Annotated in this window: 12 protein-coding genes; 9 read left to right on the top strand and 3 right to left on the bottom strand. The window is 35.3% G+C overall.

What is annotated here, in order from left to right; all coding sequences use genetic code 11:
* Window positions 1-50 precede the first annotated feature (50 nt).
* The 6 genes from B4N66_RS05400 (at window position 51) to B4N66_RS05375 (ending at window position 6,739) form a co-directional block, all read left to right on the top strand.
* A complete protein-coding gene (locus B4N66_RS05400) occupies window positions 51-605 on the top strand; it encodes a hypothetical protein (protein WP_291092942.1) in 555 nt (184 codons plus the stop codon).
* A 104-nt stretch (window positions 606-709) separates the two neighbouring features.
* Window positions 710-1,048, top strand: coding sequence for a hypothetical protein (locus tag B4N66_RS05395; protein ID WP_291092939.1), 339 nt, complete (start codon window positions 710-712; stop codon window positions 1,046-1,048).
* A 76-nt stretch (window positions 1,049-1,124) separates the two neighbouring features.
* Window positions 1,125-3,500, top strand: coding sequence for a TonB-dependent receptor (locus tag B4N66_RS05390; protein WP_291092936.1), 2,376 nt, complete (start codon window positions 1,125-1,127; stop codon window positions 3,498-3,500).
* A gap of 11 nt (window positions 3,501-3,511) precedes the next feature.
* Window positions 3,512-4,066: a type 1 periplasmic binding fold superfamily protein gene (locus tag B4N66_RS05385; protein ID WP_291092934.1), complete on the top strand. Its 555-nt coding sequence runs from the start codon at window positions 3,512-3,514 to the stop codon at window positions 4,064-4,066.
* Window positions 4,067-4,208: 142 nt separating this feature from the next.
* Window positions 4,209-4,583, top strand: coding sequence for a DoxX family membrane protein (locus B4N66_RS05380; RefSeq protein ID WP_291092932.1), 375 nt, complete (start codon window positions 4,209-4,211; stop codon window positions 4,581-4,583).
* Window positions 4,584-4,633: 50 nt separating this feature from the next.
* A complete protein-coding gene (locus B4N66_RS05375) occupies window positions 4,634-6,739 on the top strand; it encodes a prolyl oligopeptidase family serine peptidase (protein WP_414654092.1) in 2,106 nt (701 codons plus the stop codon).
* A 77-nt stretch (window positions 6,740-6,816) separates the two neighbouring features.
* Here the strand turns inward: B4N66_RS05375 and mtgA are convergent, their stop codons facing one another.
* Both mtgA and B4N66_RS05365 read right to left on the bottom strand, forming a co-directional pair.
* Window positions 6,817-7,497 carry a monofunctional biosynthetic peptidoglycan transglycosylase gene (gene mtgA, locus B4N66_RS05370; RefSeq protein ID WP_291092930.1) on the bottom strand — a complete coding sequence of 227 codons (681 nt, stop codon included), beginning with the start codon at window positions 7,495-7,497 and terminating at the stop codon, window positions 6,817-6,819.
* Between the two features lie 3 nt (window positions 7,498-7,500).
* Window positions 7,501-8,616: an NAD(P)/FAD-dependent oxidoreductase gene (locus B4N66_RS05365; protein WP_291092928.1), complete on the bottom strand. Its 1,116-nt coding sequence runs from the start codon at window positions 8,614-8,616 to the stop codon at window positions 7,501-7,503.
* A gap of 241 nt (window positions 8,617-8,857) precedes the next feature.
* Between B4N66_RS05365 and B4N66_RS05360 the strand changes: the two genes are divergently transcribed.
* The 3 genes from B4N66_RS05360 (at window position 8,858) to B4N66_RS05350 (ending at window position 16,984) form a co-directional block, all read left to right on the top strand.
* Entirely contained in the window at window positions 8,858-12,490 is a 3,633-nt protein-coding gene (locus B4N66_RS05360; protein WP_291092926.1) for a reprolysin-like metallopeptidase, read from the top strand.
* Between the two features lie 90 nt (window positions 12,491-12,580).
* Complete coding sequence (locus B4N66_RS05355) at window positions 12,581-14,485, top strand: S9 family peptidase (RefSeq protein ID WP_291092924.1); 1,905 nt, start codon at window positions 12,581-12,583, stop codon at window positions 14,483-14,485.
* An 84-nt stretch (window positions 14,486-14,569) separates the two neighbouring features.
* Window positions 14,570-16,984, top strand: coding sequence for a hybrid sensor histidine kinase/response regulator (locus B4N66_RS05350; protein ID WP_291092922.1), 2,415 nt, complete (start codon window positions 14,570-14,572; stop codon window positions 16,982-16,984).
* Here the strand turns inward: B4N66_RS05350 and B4N66_RS05345 are convergent.
* Window positions 16,973-18,307, bottom strand: a complete 1,335-nt coding sequence (locus B4N66_RS05345; protein ID WP_291092920.1) for a sigma-54-dependent transcriptional regulator — start codon at window positions 18,305-18,307, stop codon at window positions 16,973-16,975. The two genes, B4N66_RS05350 and B4N66_RS05345, sit on opposite strands and share 12 nt — an antisense overlap.
* Between the last annotated feature and the right edge of the window lie 306 nt (window positions 18,308-18,613).

Genomic DNA, 18,613 nt, shown 5'->3' with positions numbered 1-18,613 from the left:
TTAAGGCTCAATTTATTTAATAGAACAAATAATCTTCCTACTCCAAAAGAATGAAAAAATTAAACATTATACTATTGTTGATTTTACTTATGTCTTGTAAAAGTCAAAAATCCAATGACAAAATCACTAATTGTAATATTACTGAAACTAAAGATTTTATTGCTTTCGATAGTTTGTTTATGAATATCGACACCACTAAACTGTATAAAAATAAACTAAAAGAATTTGAAAATATTGAAAGTGGTGTGCTTTTATGCCAATTTCTTCCAAATAAGAAATACGGTAAGTTTACTTCAGTTAAAAAAAATGGTCACAATTTTATTTTTTATAATAGCAGTTCATCCGAAACTATTGAAAAAAAGTTAAAAGAAACTGACAATAAGTTAATTGCAGAAAATATTGATTTAAATAGAATTTGCTATTTTGAACAATGTGATGAGAATATTTTTAATGACACTTTTTATCTGATGATTATTAAAAAAGATAATGAAATTGTCGCAAAATATTTTTCACAAGGAACGTTAAGCTATAAAGAAGTGGAAGGAAATATTAATTTAAATAAACTTAAAAGTATTTTGAAGGTAATGTATAAGAACTCATTTTAAAAATACACAATTAACTCCACAATGATTTAGTGTGAAAAACTCCCCTTCCTAAACTCTTCTTAAAAAATTCGCTATAAATCGCTTTTTCCCTACCTTTGCACCCAATGAAAAAGAAATTAGCCATACTAAACCTGTATTTAATGTCGGCAGTGTTGTTCACAATACTGTTTCAGTCATTGCATACCTACAGGCATTTGGTAGCTGATTATTTTGATGAAACGGAAGTCTGTCATCACTCACACGATGGTTTTTCGCATCAACATTCGGACGACGATTGTTCGGTTTGTGATTTTCATTTTTGGTTTTATCTTCAACCCAATGCATTAACGTATCGATTTGATTTTCCAATCAAACCTGTTCCGTATTTGTATAAGGAACAAGCACCAATTTCTTCTTTTTCAGGTTCACTTTTTTCGCATCGCGGACCGCCGCAATCGGTTTAAAATCTCAGAAACAAAAAATAGTCATTTGCTACAAAATAGTAATGACTCCATGTGTTTTATATTTTGAACCAGAAAAATGCGATACTTAATTATCCTTTTCTTCTTGTTATGGTTTGGATTTTCGAGCTACGGTCAATTCACGTTAAGTGGAAAAATCACGAACGAAAAAAACCAACCACTAACCGGAAGTCACATTCATACCAAGTACCTGAATACCGCTAGTAATCCAATTGGCGAATTCGAAATCAACGGTTTGCCCAAAGGCAAATTGCGGGTGTATATTTCCTATTTGGGATATAAAACCTGCGATACTTTAGTAGATATTACCGAAGATTTTGTGTTGAATGTGAAGTTGAAACCTTCCGAAACCAATTTGGAAGAAATCACAGTAAAGCAAAAAGTTACGCAAGTAAGCAACAGTTTATCCGAACAGCAAATTTCTAAAGAATCGATGGAGCGAAACAGTTCTAAAACTTTAGCGGAAGCATTGAAAGAAGTGGCAGGAGTTTCTCTTTTAAAAACCGGAACGAGTATTGTAAAACCGGTTATTAACGGTTTGCACAGCAGTCGAGTTCCCATTTTTTCCAATCAAGTTAGGCTGGAAGATCAACAATGGGGAACGGAACACGCACCGAATTTCGACTTGAATGCAGCCGGAAAAATTTCAGTCATCAAAGGTGCTTCGGGTTTGCAATACAGTGGCGATGCGGTGGGCGGAATGGTTGTTATCGAATCAACTAATGTCAAGCAAGATACTTTATTTGGAAAAACGATGATCAGCGGTTCATCCAACGGTCGTGGCGGAACGATAAGTTCGAGTATTCATAAAGGAAATCCGGAAGGTTGGCGATGGAATGCGTTGGGAACGTTCACTTATTTTGGTGATCGAGAAGCTCCCGATTACGTTTTATCCAATTCCGGAAACCGAGAACTGAATTTTTCAGGCGATGTTTCGTATGTGAAAGAAACCTATGAACTGTCTGCTTTTTATAGTTTATACAATGCAACGATTGGCATTTTGAGTGCTTCTCATATTGGAAATGTAACCGATTTGTATAATTCTATCAACAACCAAATTCCGTCTGTGATTAACGATTTTACGTATTCAATTCAGCATCCAAAACAAGCCATTCAACATCATTTGATGAAACTGAATTATTTGCAAAAGTTAGATGAAAGTTGTTCGATTTCCACGTTTTATTCGCTTCAATTTAATAAACGAAATGAGTTTGATTTGCGAAGAGATGAGAACAAAGCGGCTTTGGATTTGGAATTGACAACTCATTCCCTTCAGTCAGATTATAAAAAAGAGTGGAATCAATTTAGTTTGAAAACCGGAATTAGCGGATTATTTCAAAACAATTTTGCTAATCCAAGAACCGGTGTGAGACCATTGATTCCAACGTATGTTCGATTTGATGCAGGTCTTTATGGAATTGGAATGTATGAAATCAAAGAAAATTTAGTTCTTGATGGTGGAATTCGCTATGATTTTTCAACTATTGAAGCATCTAAAGATTATTTGAAATCGCGATGGGATGAAAGAGGTTATCAAGCCGATTTTGCAGATATTATTGTCGACGAAACTGCCGACCAATGGCGAACCAAACCACAATTTACGTTTCATAACATTTCTGCGAGTTTGGGAATTCGAAAAGATTTTCAGTCGGATTGGAAATGGTTAAACAACATTAGTTTATCCAACAGAAATCCAAATCCTTCTGAATTTTTTTCCGATGGTTTGCATCATTCTACCGGACAAATTGAGTTGGGCGATTTACGTTTGAAAAAAGAAGAATCGATAAAATTTTCCTCTTCCTTATCAAAAAAATGGAATTCGTTTTCAATGGAAATCAATCCCTATTTTCATCATATTACCAACTTTATGTATCTTCGTCCTATTGGGTTTGAAACCACTATTCGAGGAGCTTTCCCCGTATGGGAATTTCAACAAACCAATGCTCGGTTGCTCGGAATTGATTTTCATTCGCAATGGAATATTTCATCCAATTGGCAACATAAATTTTCGTTTGCCTACGTAAATGGAGAAGATTTATCTAAAAATCAACCGTTGATTGATATGCCGCCGATGACGATTTCAACTTCCATCCAATACAAAAAGCCGGAATGGAATGGATTGGTTCTGGAACTTCAATCGGAGTCCGTTTTTCGTCAACATCGTTATCCCAACTTCAATTTTGAAACGAATATTATTGTGGATGGCGAATTTGTTCCGGTTATGGTTGACATCAGCACGCCTCCAAAAGCCTATCAATTGTTTCATTTTTATTCGGAAATGAAACTCAAAACGTTCAAAAATCTGGATACAACAATTGCTTTTTCAGTTCAAAATGTACTAAACACAACCTACCGTGACTACTTAAATCGTCAACGTTTTTTTGTTGATGAAATGGGTAGAAACATTCAATTACAATTAAAATTTAATTATTAAAAAACACAAAAATGAAAAATTTAAAAATGATGGCATTAGCCTTGACAACAATCTTCACATTAAATTCATGTAGCAACGACGATTCTCCGGTTGTTGAAGAAGAATTAATCACAACGTTAACTGCAACATTTGTGGGTGGTGGACAAACCATTACATTAACATCAAGAGATTTAGACGGTGATGGTCCAAATGCTCCGGTAATTACTGTTAGTGGAAATTTCGCTGCTTCGACAACCTATTCCGGTTCTGTTCAGTTTTTGAATGAATTGGAAAACCCAGCCGAAAATATCACAGAAGAAATTGAAGAGAAAGATTTGGAACACCAAGTTTTTTATCAAATTTCAAACAGTTTAGGGAACTTTACTTATTCGGATTTTGATACTGACGGAAATCCACTTGGTTTAGAATTTACCTTTACAACAGGTGCAAATCCAGGAACAGGATCAATCACAATTACATTAAGACATTTGCCAAATAAAAATGCCGTAGGTGTTTCAGAAGGCAACATTACTAATGCCAGTGGTTCAACCGATATTGAAGTTACTTTTCCTGTTGTGATAATATAAATTTATTTAAAAAATATCTTTTTCAACCAAACCCTACAAATGCTAGGGTTTGGTTTTTTTATTTCATTTTGTGAATTTTATAAAGTATTTTTTATTAATTTAGATATTTTAATACTCATTTTCAACCAAAACCTTATATTTTATGAATTCACAATTTACCAAACTGATGAGAATTCTTCTGGGAGTTATCCTTGTCGTATTCGGACTAAACAAATTTTTAAACTTTATTCCGGCTCCAGAATTACCGGAAAATGCAGCCAATTTTATCGATTCTTTAGCTTCAACCGGTTATGTTTTGCAAGTGGTTGGTGTTATTGAAATTTTGATAGGACTTTTGCTTCTTTTTAATAAATGGGTCGCTTTTGCATTAGTTGTTTTAGTTCCGATTTCGGTAAATATTTTGTTGTTTCATTTATTTTTAGACATTCCGGGAATTAGTGGAGCACTTCTGGTAACTGTATTCAATGGAATTTTGATGTACAAACTATGGCCAAAATACAAACCGCTATTTAACTAAAATTAACATTTTGGTTGATTATATTTGTCAATATCAATCAATTCAAAAGAATGAAAAAATCTATTTCAGCATTTGCAATTGTTTGTGTAATTAGTATGAATGCACAAACAAATTCTCCTATTAAATATCCCGAAACAAAAAAAGGTGACGTAAAAGACACTTATTTTGATTCAGAAGTAAATGATCCTTACCGATGGTTGGAAGACGATCGTTCGAAAGAAACTGAGGCTTGGGTAAAAACGCAAAATGAAGTTACGTTTAACTACTTAAACAACATTCCATATCGTGCTCAAATCAAAGAACGATTAGAAAAATTATGGAATTACGAGCGTATTTCGGCTCCTTTTAAAGAAGGCGATTATACTTATTTTTATAAAAATAACGGTCTTCAAAATCAATCGGTTTTATACCGAAAAGACAAAAACGGAAAAGAAGAAGTTTTCTTAGATCCAAATACATTTGCAGCTGATGGAACGACTTCGTTGGCAAATTTAGAATTTACAAAAGATGGTTCGCTAGTTGCGTATTCCACTTCTGAAGCAGGTAGTGATTGGAACAAAATCATCATTATGGATGCGGTTTCAAAGAAAGTGTTGGAACAACCAATTATTGATGTAAAGTTCAGCGGAATTTCTTGGATGGGAAATGACGGATTCTTTTATTCCAGTTATGATAAACCGGAAGGAAGTGAACTGTCTGCCAAAACCGATCAACATAAATTATATTACCACAAATTAGGAACTTCTCAAAAAGAAGACAAGGTGGTTTTTGGCTTAAACGAAAAGAGAAGATATGTGGGTGGTGGTGTGACCGAAGATCAGCAATATTTGATTGTAACGGCTGCAAATTCTACAACCGGAAATGAATTATATATCAAAAATCTAAGCAATCCAAACAGTAAATTAGAAACGATTGTTGACAATTTCAACAGTAATAATTATGTGATTGACAATGTAGGTTCAAAGTTATACATCGTGACGAATTTGAATGCTCCTAACCAAAAAATGGTTACCGTAGATGCGAAAAATGCAAAACCGGAAAACTGGAAAGATTTTATTCCGCAATCGGATTATGTTTTATCTCCTTCAACCGGAGGCGGCTATATTTTTGCAAATTATATGAAAGATGCGATTTCACAAGTAATTCAATATGATTATGAAGGAAAAGCCATTCGTGAAATCAAATTGCCCGGAGTTGGTTCAGCCGGAGGTTTTGGTGGAAAAAAGACAGCGAAAGAATTGTATTTTTCTTTTTCAAATTACATCACACCCGGAACAGTTTATTCGTATGATCCAAAAGCTGGAACGTCAAAAGAATATCAAAAACCGAAAGTAGATTTCAATTCTGCCGATTACGAAAGCAAACAAGTATTTTATACTTCCAAAGACGGGACAAAAATTCCAATGATTATCACCCACAAAAAAGGATTAAAATTAGACGGCAAAAACCCAACTGTTTTATATGGTTATGGTGGTTTTAATGTGAGTTTAACGCCAAGTTTCAGTGTTGCCAATGCCGTTTGGATGGAAAATGGCGGTGTGTATGCGGTAGCCAATTTACGTGGTGGTGGTGAATACGGAAAAAAATGGCACGATGCCGGAACGCAATTAAACAAGCAAAATGTATTTGATGATTTTATTGCTGCAGGGGAATATTTGATTGCTCAAAAATATACTTCTTCTGATTATTTAGCGATTCGTGGTGGTTCTAATGGTGGTTTGTTAGTTGGAGCAGTAATGACCCAACGACCTGATTTAGCCAAAGTTGCTTTACCTGCAGTGGGTGTGTTAGACATGTTACGTTACCACACATTCACAGCCGGAGCAGGTTGGGCTTACGACTATGGAACAGCTAATGACAGTAAAGAAATGTTTGAATATTTAAAGAACTATTCGCCTGTTCACAACGTGAAAAAAGGAACAAAATATCCGGCAACTTTAGTAACAACCGGAGACCACGATGATAGAGTTGTACCGGCTCATAGTTTTAAATTTGCTGCTGAGTTGCAAGACAAACAAGCCGGAGAAAATCCTGTATTAATACGAATTGATGTAAATGCCGGTCACGGAGCAGGAAAACCAATTTCAAAAACCATTGAAGAAGTAGCCGATATTCAAGCGTTTACTTTGTATAATATGGGGATTAAGAAAATCTAAAAGAAAAGTTAGAAAATAAAAAACCGCTAATTTGCAAAATATAATCTGCGAATTAGTGGTTTGTTATTTATAGAAAATTAATACTCAATCTTCCCCAAATAACTCATCTGTCTTACAATAAAATCTTTTCGTCTATTGATATAATTAGATGAATTCGAAGCTTTAAATTTTCTTGGATTAGGTAAGATTGCCGCAATTCCCGCCGCTTCTCTTGGAGTTAAATTCTTAGCATCTTTTCGATACCAAACGCGTGATGCTTCTTGTGCTCCATAAACACCGTTACCCATTTCGATGCTATTCAAATAAACTTCCATAATTCGTTCTTTGCCCCAAATGAGTTCGATTAAAACGGTGAAATACGCTTCTAAACCTTTACGCAAATAACTTCTTCCGGACCATAGAAAAACATTTTTTGCGGTTTGTTGCGAAATAGTACTTCCTCCACGCAATTTTTTTCCTTTTTTGTTGGCTTCCATTGCTTTTTCAATCGCTTTAAAATCAAAACCATTATGGGTTAAGAAATTTCCGTCTTCACTAGCAATTACAGCTTTTTGAAGATTGAGGGAAATCTCTTCAATCGGCACCCAGTCGTGACTGCAAATCATTTCTTTGCCTTCCTTTTTTTGTTCGATGGCTCTAATTCCCATCAAAGGAGTAAAAGGAACAGGTACAAATTTGAACAGAATTACTAGAAAAATAGAAATTCCAAAAAACCACAACATTGCTTTCCAAAGGAAACGGAATATTTTTTTTATCATAAATTAATCAATTAAATCTGCTAATTCTTTTCCAATCAAACTGCCAATCGCCACGCCCATCCCGCCCAAGCGAACACCGCAAAACACATTTTCGCTAAGTTGTTTTACGACTGGGTTTTTATGATTTCCAACGCCCATAATTCCGCTCCAACGATGTTCAATTTCAAACGATTGGTTGGGCAAAATTACTTCTTTTAGCAATTGCTCCAACTTGTTTTGAATAATTTCTGTTTGAGCCAATTCTGTGGTAGTTTCGCCATCAAAATCTAAATTTCTTCCTCCGCCAAGCAAAATCCTATCTTCAAAATTTCTAAAATAATAATAACCTCTATCTAAATGAAATGTTCCTTTGATGTCTAAATTAGGGATTGGTTTCGTTATCAAAACTTGTGCTCTCGCGGGTTTTACTTCGCCATTCGTCAATTTATTGGCAAAACCATTGGTAGCAAAAAACAGTTTTTTGGTTTGAAAGGAAAAATCACCTAAAACAACTTCCACTTCATTGTTATTTTCAATAAAAGAAGTAACGGTTTGTTGATTTAGAATTAAAATATTCTGATTCGTAGCCATTTTCAAAAGCTGTTGCATCATATTTCCGGTATCAATCTGAGCTTCATACGGATTAAATAAAACATATTCCTGAATTCCCTGAAAAGCAAATCGATCAATTTCTTTCGAAAAAACGTCATTTTTAAACAACGGTTTCAGAATTTCATTGATAAACGGAAGCTTTTGCAAACATTCTTCATAAGTAGATTCATCTTCCTTCAAAAACAATTCATATCCGCCGTAAGGCTTTAAATCTAACGCTTCATCGCCAACTCGTTTACGAAGTAATTGCAATCCCTCCCATCTTTTTTGAACTAATTGCAACACTTCTTCTTCCGTTTGCGAATTCAAATCATCTAATATTTCAGAAACGGATCCAAAACACGCAAATCCGGCATTTTTGGTGCTTGCTCCTTGCGGAAGAACACCTTTTTCAAGTACTAAAATTTTAGCAGAAGGAAATTTTTTACGCAATTCAAGAGCACAATGCAACCCTACAATTCCACTTCCAACAATAGTGAAATCCACATTTGTAAACCAATTTTTAAGTTCCCAAAAACTAAGTTGCATCTTTTTGAAAAATTTTCATAAATGTACTTTTTATTTTATTGATAGAAAATATTTTCCTGAAAAGACTCCGTTTTTTATGTTGATGCTTTTGTAATTTCTAAATTTTAACATTTGATTTATCAATATAATAAGATAACAATCACAATTTTTTTAAATTGTTAATAAATTAGTACAATCATCCATTAAGTGCATAAAAATAATTTTACATTTGGCTTGATATTAACTAAATCAACCAAAATTTATGAAGCTCAAATTACTCACCATTGCACTCTTTGCAAGCATTTGCTTTTCCAATGCTCAAGAGAAAAGCAATTTCTGGAAAACCTCGGCTTTAAAAAGTAATACCCCACTTTTAGAAAGCAAAATGCAACATCCACAAAAAAAGATTTTTGAATTAGATGTTGAAGGAATTAAAACGGTTCTTACATCGGCCCCCAATCGATTTGCTCAAACTAAAGACGGTAAAGTGATTTCTTTTCCGAATGAAAATGGCGAAATGGAACAATTTAAAGTCTATGAAAACGTCATTATGGCTCCTGAATTGGCAGCAAATTATCCTGAAATTAAATCATACATTGGAATTGGTATCGATAATCCAACATCAACAGTTTATTTCAGTATCTCTCCGCTAGGCTTTCAATCGATGCAGTTGAGTGCAGGAAAATCAGCTGTTTTTATCGAACCATTAACAGAAGATTTAACAACATATTCCGTTTATAAAAAGGCAGACAAAGTAAAAAACTTTTCACCTTTTGAATGTTCTGTTATAAATCAAGTTCAAAATGAGGTCGACCCAACTTTATTGAGACCAAATGCTGATGACAGCACATTGCGAACGTTTAGGTTAGCGGTTTCGGCAACCGGGGAATATACAGCTTACTTTGGCGGTACAAAAGCACTAGCTTTGGCGGCTATCAACGCAACAATGACGCGTGTGAATGGTGTTTTTGAAAAAGATTTTGCCATTAGAATGGTACTTATTGCAAATACGGATTTAGTAATCTACACCAATGCCTCAACCGATCCTTATACAACAAGTTACAACAGTCAAGTGCAAAGCACATTAACTTCAGTAATTGGGGAAGCAAACTATGATGTTGGTCATTTATTCGTAAGAGCTTCTAACAACGGAAATGCAGGTTGTATTGGATGCGTATGCGTAAATGGCTCCAAAGGAAGTGCTTTTACTTCCAGCACAATTCCAACGGGTGATACTTTTGATATTGATTATGTGGCTCACGAAATCGGTCATCAATTTGGTGCAAATCACACATTTTCGTTTAATAATGAAGGAACCGGTGCAAATATGGAGCCGGGTTCTGGCTCAACTATTATGGGTTATGCCGGTATTACTCCTCAAGATGTTCAACCAAATTCTGATGCTTATTTTCACGCATTCAGTATCCAACAAGTAACTAATAACGTAAAAAATAAAACCTGTCAAACCAATACGGCAACCGGAAATGCTGTGCCCACTGCCAATGCAGGTTTAGATTATACAATTCCAAGAAGCACACCATTTATGTTAACCGGTTCCGGAACCGATGCTAATGGAGATGCATTAACCTATATATGGGAACAATTTGACAATGCAGCATCTAATGCAACCGGTGCAAGTTCTGCAGCGAGTGCAACGCGAACATCCGGACCAACTTTTAGGTCTTACAGTCCGAGTACCACTCCGGTGCGTTATTTCCCAAGAATGCAATCCGTTTTAAGTGGTGCGACTACCACGGCTGGAACTGAAATAACAGTAGAAGCTCTTCCTTCTGTTGCCAGAACGATGAATTTTAGATTTACTGTTCGTGATAACAGAGCAGGCGGTTCTGCCAATAACAGTGATGATATGGTTGTAACGGTAAACGGAACTGCCGGACCATTTACGGTAACTGCACCAAACACTGCAGTCTCTTATGCAGGAGGAAGTACACAAACCATTACATGGAACGTTGCAGGAACTACAGCAAATGGAGTGAATTGTGCCAATGTAGACATTTTAATTTCAACAGATGGAGGAAATACTTGGTCAAATTTAGTTACTGCTACACCAAACGACGGCTCGCAAGCAGTGACGATTCCAAACACACCCGGAAATCAAAACCGTATTATGGTGAAAGGAACAAATCATATTTTCTTTGATGTTTCGAATGCTAATTTCACCATTACTGGCGGTTCTTCTGACACAGTTGCTCCAACATCTCCAACTTTATCAGCATCGGGCACAACTTCAACTTCAACCAACTTATCTTGGTCCGGAGCTACAGACAATGTTGCAGTAACTGGATATGATGTGTATAGAGGTGGCGTTTTAATAGGATCAACAACAACAGCCACAACATTTGCAGCTACCGGATTAACTCCTTCTACATCCTATACATTTAATGTAAGAGCGAAAGATGCCGCAGGAAATGTTTCTGTCAACAGTAACACAGTGAATGTAACAACGCTGGCAGGAGGTATAACGTATTGTACTTCTCAAGGAAATAGTGTTGCCGACGAATACATCGGTAGAGTACAAATTGGCACAATAAATAATGTTTCCGGAGGAGTTTCCGGATATGTTGATTATACATCGATTTCAACAAATTTAACGAAAGGGGCAAGTGCAACAATTTCGATTACGCCAACTTGGACGGGTTCAACTTACAGCGAAGGGTATGCCGTGTTTATAGATTATAATCAAAATGGTGTATTTACGGATGCCGGTGAAACGGTTTGGAGTTTAGCACCTACATCAGCAACTCCGGTTAGCGGAACTTTTACCGTTCCAACAACTGCTGTTACAGGTGCAACAAGAATGAGAGTTTCTATGAAATACAACGGAATTCCGACGGCTTGTGAAACGTTTCCGTATGGTCAAGTAGAAGATTACACTGTAAATTTAATTGCCGGTACATCTGATACAACACCTCCAACAGCTCCTACGTTAACAGCTTCAGGAACTACACAAACTTCCACCAATTTAGCTTGGTCCGGTGCAACCGATAATGTGGGTGTTACAGGTTATGATGTATATCGAAACGGAACTTTCTTAGCTTCAACAACCACAACTACTTATGCTGCAACAGGTTTAACAGCTTCAACCGCTTATACTTTTAATGTAAGAGCAAAAGACGCTGCCGGAAATATCTCAGGAAACAGCAATACCGTAAACGTAACTACGTTAGCAAACACAGTTACCTATTGTGCTTCACAAGGGAACAGCACTGCTGATGAATACATTAATAGAGTGCAGTTAGGAACTATTAATAATTTATCCGGAAATAATGGGGGTTATGGTAATTTCACAAATTTATCTACTAATTTAGTAAGAGGAACAAGTAACACAATTACAATCACTCCAGCTTGGACAAGCACAGTTTATCGTGAAGGTTACCGTGTTTGGATAGATTGGAATAGAGACGGAGATTTCCTAGACAGTGGAGAACAAGTGGTTAATGTTACCCGTACAAATGCTACACCGATCGCACGAAGTTTTACCGTTCCGAATACAGCTTTGCTTGGTCAAACACGTATGCGTGTATCAATGAAATACAATGCTTCGCCAACTGCTTGCGAAGCGATTCCGTTTGGTGAAGTAGAAGATTACACCGTAAATATCGTTTCATCCGGAAAAGAAGGAGAAATGGAAATTGAATCAGTTTCTAAAACTTCACTTACACTTTATCCAAATCCGGTGAAAGATGGTTTGTTATATGTTTCCAGCGAAACAAATTTCACAGCCTACCGAATCATCAACCTAATGGGTCAAGTAGTGGCAACTGGAAAATTAGAGGCCAACAGTGTTTCTGTTTCTTCTTTGGCATCCGGAACGTACTTACTTGAAGTGTCAAACAATGAAAATGTTGACACAAAACGATTCATCAAACAGTAATTTTAATACAATTTTTAAAAGGCCATCTCCATCGAGGTGGCTTTTTTTATGGAAAAAAATCGTTACTTTTATCCTTTAAATTTTTATCAAATGAAGAAAATAATTTTAATCGTATCTTGTTTTATGGGATTAACTGCCGCTACTGCTCAACAAGTGCTAACTCCCGAAATGTTGTGGAAATTAGGAAGAGTATCACCATTAGGAATCACAAAAGACGGAAAAAGTATCCTTTTTAAAGTTTCTACACCGTCGGTCGAAGAAAATAAATCAAATTCCAAAACCTACAGCATACCTATCAATGGTGGGGTTGCGACAGAAATTACCGAAACCAAAGAACTTTTAAACGATAAAAATGTTTCTCCAGACGGAAAATACATCCTTTCACATAAAGAAGTAAAAATTGATAAGATAAATGGAAAAGACATTTATCCTGAATTAGACAAATCGGATGTTCAGGTTTATAACGGACTAAACTACCGTCATTGGGATACGTGGAACGAAGGAAATCACAACCATGTTGGTTTTGCAGAAGTGAATAAAGAAGATTCATTTTTTGATATTATGAAAGACGAACCGTTTGATTCTCCTCAAAAACCATTTGGCGGCGACGAAGATTATGTTTGGTCAAAAGATGGCAAAAGTATTATTTATGTTTCTAAAAAGAAATCAGGAACGGCTTATGCTACTTCAACAAACACCGATTTATACGAATATAATCTTGAATCAAAAACCACTAAAAATTTAACCGAAAGCAATTTAGGTTACGATACGCATCCCACCATTTCCCCCAACGGTGATTTGTCTTGGCTACAAATGAAAAGAGATGGTTTTGAAGCCGATAAAAATGACATCATTGTTCGTTTCAAAGGAATGGATATCAACTTAACTTCCGGTTGGGATGGAACGGTTGACAGTTTTAAATGGAGTGAAGATGGTAAAAAAATCTATTTCATCGCTCCAGTTGACGGAACCGTTCAATTGTTTGAAGTGAATTTTCCTGGGTTAACCCGAATTGCAATTACAGTTAGACAAATTACTACCGGAGATTTTGATGTGACTGATATTGTAGGTTTTTCAGGCGACAAAGTAATTCTCGGCCGAACCGATATGAACCATGCGAAAGAAATTTTTTCCTATGATTTAACGAAAAAAACGTGGCTTCAACTCACCAAAGTAAATGATGAAGCCTATAACAAATTAGCCTTACCAAAATTCGAAAAAAGATATGTCACCACCACTGATAACAAGAAAATGTTAGTTTGGGTAATTCTTCCTCCCAACTTCGATAAAACTAAAAAATACCCAGCGTTATTGTATTGCCAAGGCGGTCCGCAAGGTGCTTTGTCGCAGTTTTATTCCTTCCGTTGGAATTTCAGTTTGATGGCTTCGCAAGGCTATGTAGTTGTGGCTCCAAACCGTCGCGGAATGCCTGGTCACGGAGTAGAATGGAACGAACAAATTAGTAAAGACTGGGGCGGACAAGTGATGGACGATTACCTTTCAGCTATTGATGATGTAGCCAAAGAAACGTATGTTGACAAAAACCGTTTAGGAGCAGTAGGTGCCAGTTACGGAGGTTATTCTGTATTTTATTTAGCGGGAATGCACAACAAACGCTTCAAAACATTCATTTCTCATTGTGGTGTGTTTAATTTAGAAAGTATGTACGGAACCACCGAAGAAGTTTTCTTCACTAATTGGGATATCGGTGGAGCTTATTGGGAAAATGACAATGCTGCCGCTCAAAAATCATACAACCAATTCAATCCGGTAAAGATGGTGAACAAATGGGACACTCCTATGCTCATTATCCAAGGAGGAAAAGATTATCGTGTGCCAATCGGTCAAGGGCAAGAAGCGTTTCAAGCTGCTCAATTGCAAGGAATCAAAAGCCGATTTATACTTTTCCCAGACGAAAATCACTGGGTGCTCAAACCGCAAAACGCTATTGTTTGGCAACGTGAATTTTTTGGCTGGCTCAAAGAAACCTTATAATATACAATCCCGAAGAAATTCGGGATTTTTCTTTTTTAACACTTCCTAAAGAAAGAAAACCTTTCGTTATTTTTATCTTTGAGAATGGGACAAAAATCAACTTTCATTCCACTTAAAGTTTTACTCAGTTATTTATTGATAGCTATTTTAGTTATTTCAGTGGGATATATGTTGTTCAAAGAAAACAAACTGTTTTCAAACTATGAAAATCAATCGGTAGAAGAAAACCAAAAACTCATCCGTTTAGGGTCTTTAATTTCCAAAATTTATGATGTTGATAATTTAGGAAGAGTTGCCATTCAAACCAATCTGGAAAAAGATTTTGAAGAATATGGAGCACAAAACAAATTATTAATTACTGCCATCGATTCGTTTGAACAAAAAATTGACAATGAAAAACAGGTTGTTCTTTTAGATAGTTTAAAGCTTATTTTACAACAAAAAGTTTCCAATATTGAAGAATTAAAAAAAATAAATAAAACACAAAACACCTACTTTCCTATCGACAACGCATTAAGCGATTTAACCCGAATTGAAGAATCGATGGGTAAAATCACTTTGGAAAGTTTAAAAATAGATCCGTCTAAACTTTCTGCCTATGAAAAAAGAGTCTATCAAGAATATGTAGATTATCTCAATGAAAATGTGCCTAAAGAATCGGAAAACACATTATCAGATAAACAAATTGATTCTATACTTGTTTCTTCAAAAAAAATATTGGAAAATGTTCGATTAAACAATCAAGCAAAATCGAATTCTCAAAAAAATAAAGAAATAGAATTGCTAAGAAATGATTTATTTATTTCGCAAAAGCTTAACGAAATTTTAGTTGAATTTGAATCGGATGTGATCAAAAAAGCTAACTTAAACAATCTTTCCAGAGAAGAAGCTCAGCAAAAAACAGTTTCCATCTTAACCACGGCTGCAGTAATCGGGTTAATAATGACCGGATTATTTTTCCTTCTAATTACAAGCGATTTTCTAAAAAACCAACGTTATAGAAAACAATTAGAAATCGAAAAAAAGAAAACAGAATCACTTTTAACTGCCAGAGAACAACTGATTGCCACGGTGAGCCACGATTTAAAAACACCCTTAAACACGATTCAAGGTTTTAGCGAATTAATTGGTATTGGCGGCGTGACAGAAAAGCAGAATTATTATTTGTCCAACATCAAAAGTTCATCAATCTACATCAATCAATTGGTGAATGATTTATTGGATTTTTCTAAAATTGAAGCCGGAAAAATTGAACTTGAAAACTCCGTTTTTGAATTGGATAAATTGATTATTGAAGTCGCAGAAAGCATTCAATCATTATATCCATCCAAGCCGATAACGCTTCAATTTGAATTGGAATCTATTGCCAATTTATCGCTAGAAAGTGACGTGTTACGAATCAGACAAATTCTAAGTAATCTTATCGGAAATGCCTACAAATTCACCGAAAAAGGCTATATCAAAATTGCAGCAAATTACAATCAAAAACAACTTACAATTGTCGTTCAGGATAGCGGAATTGGGATAGAAAGCAGTAAACTCAACTTAATTTTCAACGAATTTACCCAAGCCGATAAATCCATCGAAAAAAAATATGGCGGAACAGGTTTAGGCTTAACCATCTGTAAAAAATTAGCCGAAATTTTACGAGGAAATTTAACCGTGCAAAGTGAAGTAAACAAAGGAAGCATTTTCCAATTAACCTTGCCTGCAAAAATGGTGGAAACCAAAAAGGAAAGCCCTATTGTTTCGGAAGATAAAAACAAAAAATTCACCATTGCGGTGGTGGATGATGATAGTTCTCTTTTGCAATTAACCACAGAGTTTTTAAAAATTTATCATTTCAATGTAAGTTCTTTTGATGAACCTGAGAAACTAATTTCATCATTAAAAACAAATGTTTACGATGCGATTATTACCGACATTCAAATGCCAAAAATGAGTGGTTTTGAGTTAATCAATCAAATCCCAAAGGAAATTCCGGTTATTGCGATTACCGGACAAAGAGATTTGGAGAAGAATGTTTATGATCAAAAAGGATTTTCAGCTGTACTGCACAAACCTTATCGTTCAGAAGATTTATTAGCGGTGATTGGTGATTTATTAAAAATTAATATCGCTGTCAAACCCGATTTGACAGAGCAATCAGAAGAATCAATAAAAGAATATAATTTAAAGAATTTGAAAACAATGTTAGATGGCGATGAACTGGCCATTAACGAAGTTTTAAAAGCATTTATAGAAAACACATCTTCCAATTTAGCCATCATTGAAGAGGCAATTTCAAATTCAGATAAAAAAACGATTGCTTCCATTTCGCACCGCATGATTCCGATGATGAATCAATTAGATGTGAAAGAAACCGTGCTTTTGCTTCAACAATTAGAGGAATGTGAAAAAACCGAATTATCTCCTGAAGAACTGAAAACTATTTTTAATGAAATTAACGAGAAGACTACTCGATTACTAACGCTTCTTCAAAAAGAATTAATCCTCTAACTGATATAATTTCAATTTATTATATAAGGTTTTCCGATTAATTTCAAGCATTTTTGCGGCTTCCGATTTGTTTCCGTTGCAAAGATTCAACGCCTTAATAATCATCTCTTTTTCGTTTTCCGATTTAGAAAAAACCGATTTCGATTGATTTTCTTCTTCAAAAAAATCAGGCGGAATCACTTCTTTTTCAATTAAACTTCCTTGCGTTAAAAGAGTTGATCTACGGATGATGTTCTGCAATTCCCTCAAATTTCCCGGCCAAGAATAGGCTTGAAAAATCCGAATCACCTCCGGAGAAAATCCCAACACATTTTTATTCAATTGTTCATTGGCTTTATCTAAAAAGAAATCGGCATACATCAACAAGTCTTGTTTTCGCTCATTTAACGTAGGCACAATAATCGAAAATTCATTCAACCGATGGTATAAATCTTCTCTAAAAGTTCCGTTTTTCACCGCTTCTTTCAGGTCTTCGTTGGTGGCGGCAATCACACGAATGTCAACAGTAACTTCAGTACTGCTACCAATTTTCTTTACCTTTCGCTCCTGCAAAGCACGCAACAATTGAATTTGGTTTTCGTAGGATAAATTTCCCACCTCATCCAAAAATAATGTTCCTCCATTAGCCGATTCAAAATGACCTATTTTATCTGTCACCGCACCTGTAAACGAACCTTTCAAATGACCAAAAAATTCGCTCGTTGCCAATTCTTTCGGAATAGCTCCACAATCTACAGCAATAAACGGAGCATTTTTTCTTTGACTTAAATTATGTATTTCCTTCGCCACAACTTCTTTTCCGGTTCCGCTTTCGCCGATGATTAAAACAGATAAATTCGTCGGGCTTACTAGTTGAATATGGTTGCTCATTGCCTTTGAAACCGAACTGATTCCGCTTACAAAATTGCTTTTTTGAGTAGTTGTTTTTTGAGTTGATAGTGGTGTCGAAGTAGTTTTTTCTACTTTTTTTGATAATGCATTCTCTAAAACAAGTAATACTTCTTCCGGAACAAACGGTTTAGAAATATAATCCGAAGCACCTTTCTTCATCGCTTTGACTGCCGTAGTCACATCCGCATACCCGGTCATCAATACCACCGGAATTGTTGGTTTTTTTTCTTTCAATTCAACCATCAATTCAATTCCATCGCTGTCAGGCAATCGCAAATCGCACATAATCAAATCAAAATCTGTGTCTTTAAACAGGCTTTTCGCCTCATTTGCAGTGTAAGCCGTAGAAACGGAATAGTTATTCTTAGACAAAAAATTGCTTACCATTTTACAAAAGGCAATGTCATCTTCTATCAATAAAATCTTTTTCATTAGTTAAGCTTAGGTGGAAAGCTAATTTAAGCGATTCTGTTCAAAGTTTTCTTAAAATTTATTTAAATAAAAAAAGAGGTCGTAGTGCGGACCTCTTTTTGGAGTAGTTAATTCATTTTGGTGTTTACTTTACTCTTAACTAAACTAATTCATTGTGTTTGTCTTTAAACCAATTTTCTATATAGTATAAATACAAAATCATACCAATCCAATTCACAAACAATAAAAAAAACCAAACAGCAGAAAAATAGGGGTTTTTAATCTTTAATAACAAATTCTAAAAAGAGAATAAGTGTGAAAAAGTGT

The organism is Flavobacterium sp. UBA2787, assembly GCA_002352205.1.
Lineage (GTDB): Bacteria > Bacteroidota > Bacteroidia > Flavobacteriales > Flavobacteriaceae > Flavobacterium.
Note: the sequence above shows the minus strand (reverse complement) of the source record. Positions and strands in the feature narration are given on the sequence as shown.

What these genes read in the sequence shown, in the direction of transcription:
- B4N66_RS05400 (WP_291092942.1), top strand. Translation starts at nt 51, where the DNA reads ATGAAAAAATTAAACATTATACTATTGTTGATTTTACTTATGTCTTGT.
- B4N66_RS05395 (WP_291092939.1), top strand. Translation starts at nt 710, where the DNA reads ATGAAAAAGAAATTAGCCATACTAAACCTGTATTTAATGTCGGCAGTG.
- B4N66_RS05390 (WP_291092936.1), top strand. Translation starts at nt 1,125, where the DNA reads ATGCGATACTTAATTATCCTTTTCTTCTTGTTATGGTTTGGATTTTCG.
- B4N66_RS05385 (WP_291092934.1), top strand. Translation starts at nt 3,512, where the DNA reads ATGAAAAATTTAAAAATGATGGCATTAGCCTTGACAACAATCTTCACA.
- B4N66_RS05380 (WP_291092932.1), top strand. Translation starts at nt 4,209, where the DNA reads ATGAATTCACAATTTACCAAACTGATGAGAATTCTTCTGGGAGTTATC.
- B4N66_RS05375 (WP_414654092.1), top strand. Translation starts at nt 4,634, where the DNA reads ATGAAAAAATCTATTTCAGCATTTGCAATTGTTTGTGTAATTAGTATG.
- mtgA (WP_291092930.1), bottom strand. Translation starts at nt 7,497, where the DNA reads ATGATAAAAAAAATATTCCGTTTCCTTTGGAAAGCAATGTTGTGGTTT.
- B4N66_RS05365 (WP_291092928.1), bottom strand. Translation starts at nt 8,616, where the DNA reads ATGCAACTTAGTTTTTGGGAACTTAAAAATTGGTTTACAAATGTGGAT.
- B4N66_RS05360 (WP_291092926.1), top strand. Translation starts at nt 8,858, where the DNA reads ATGAAGCTCAAATTACTCACCATTGCACTCTTTGCAAGCATTTGCTTT.
- B4N66_RS05355 (WP_291092924.1), top strand. Translation starts at nt 12,581, where the DNA reads ATGAAGAAAATAATTTTAATCGTATCTTGTTTTATGGGATTAACTGCC.
- B4N66_RS05350 (WP_291092922.1), top strand. Translation starts at nt 14,570, where the DNA reads ATGGGACAAAAATCAACTTTCATTCCACTTAAAGTTTTACTCAGTTAT.
- B4N66_RS05345 (WP_291092920.1), bottom strand. Translation starts at nt 18,307, where the DNA reads ATGAAAAAGATTTTATTGATAGAAGATGACATTGCCTTTTGTAAAATG.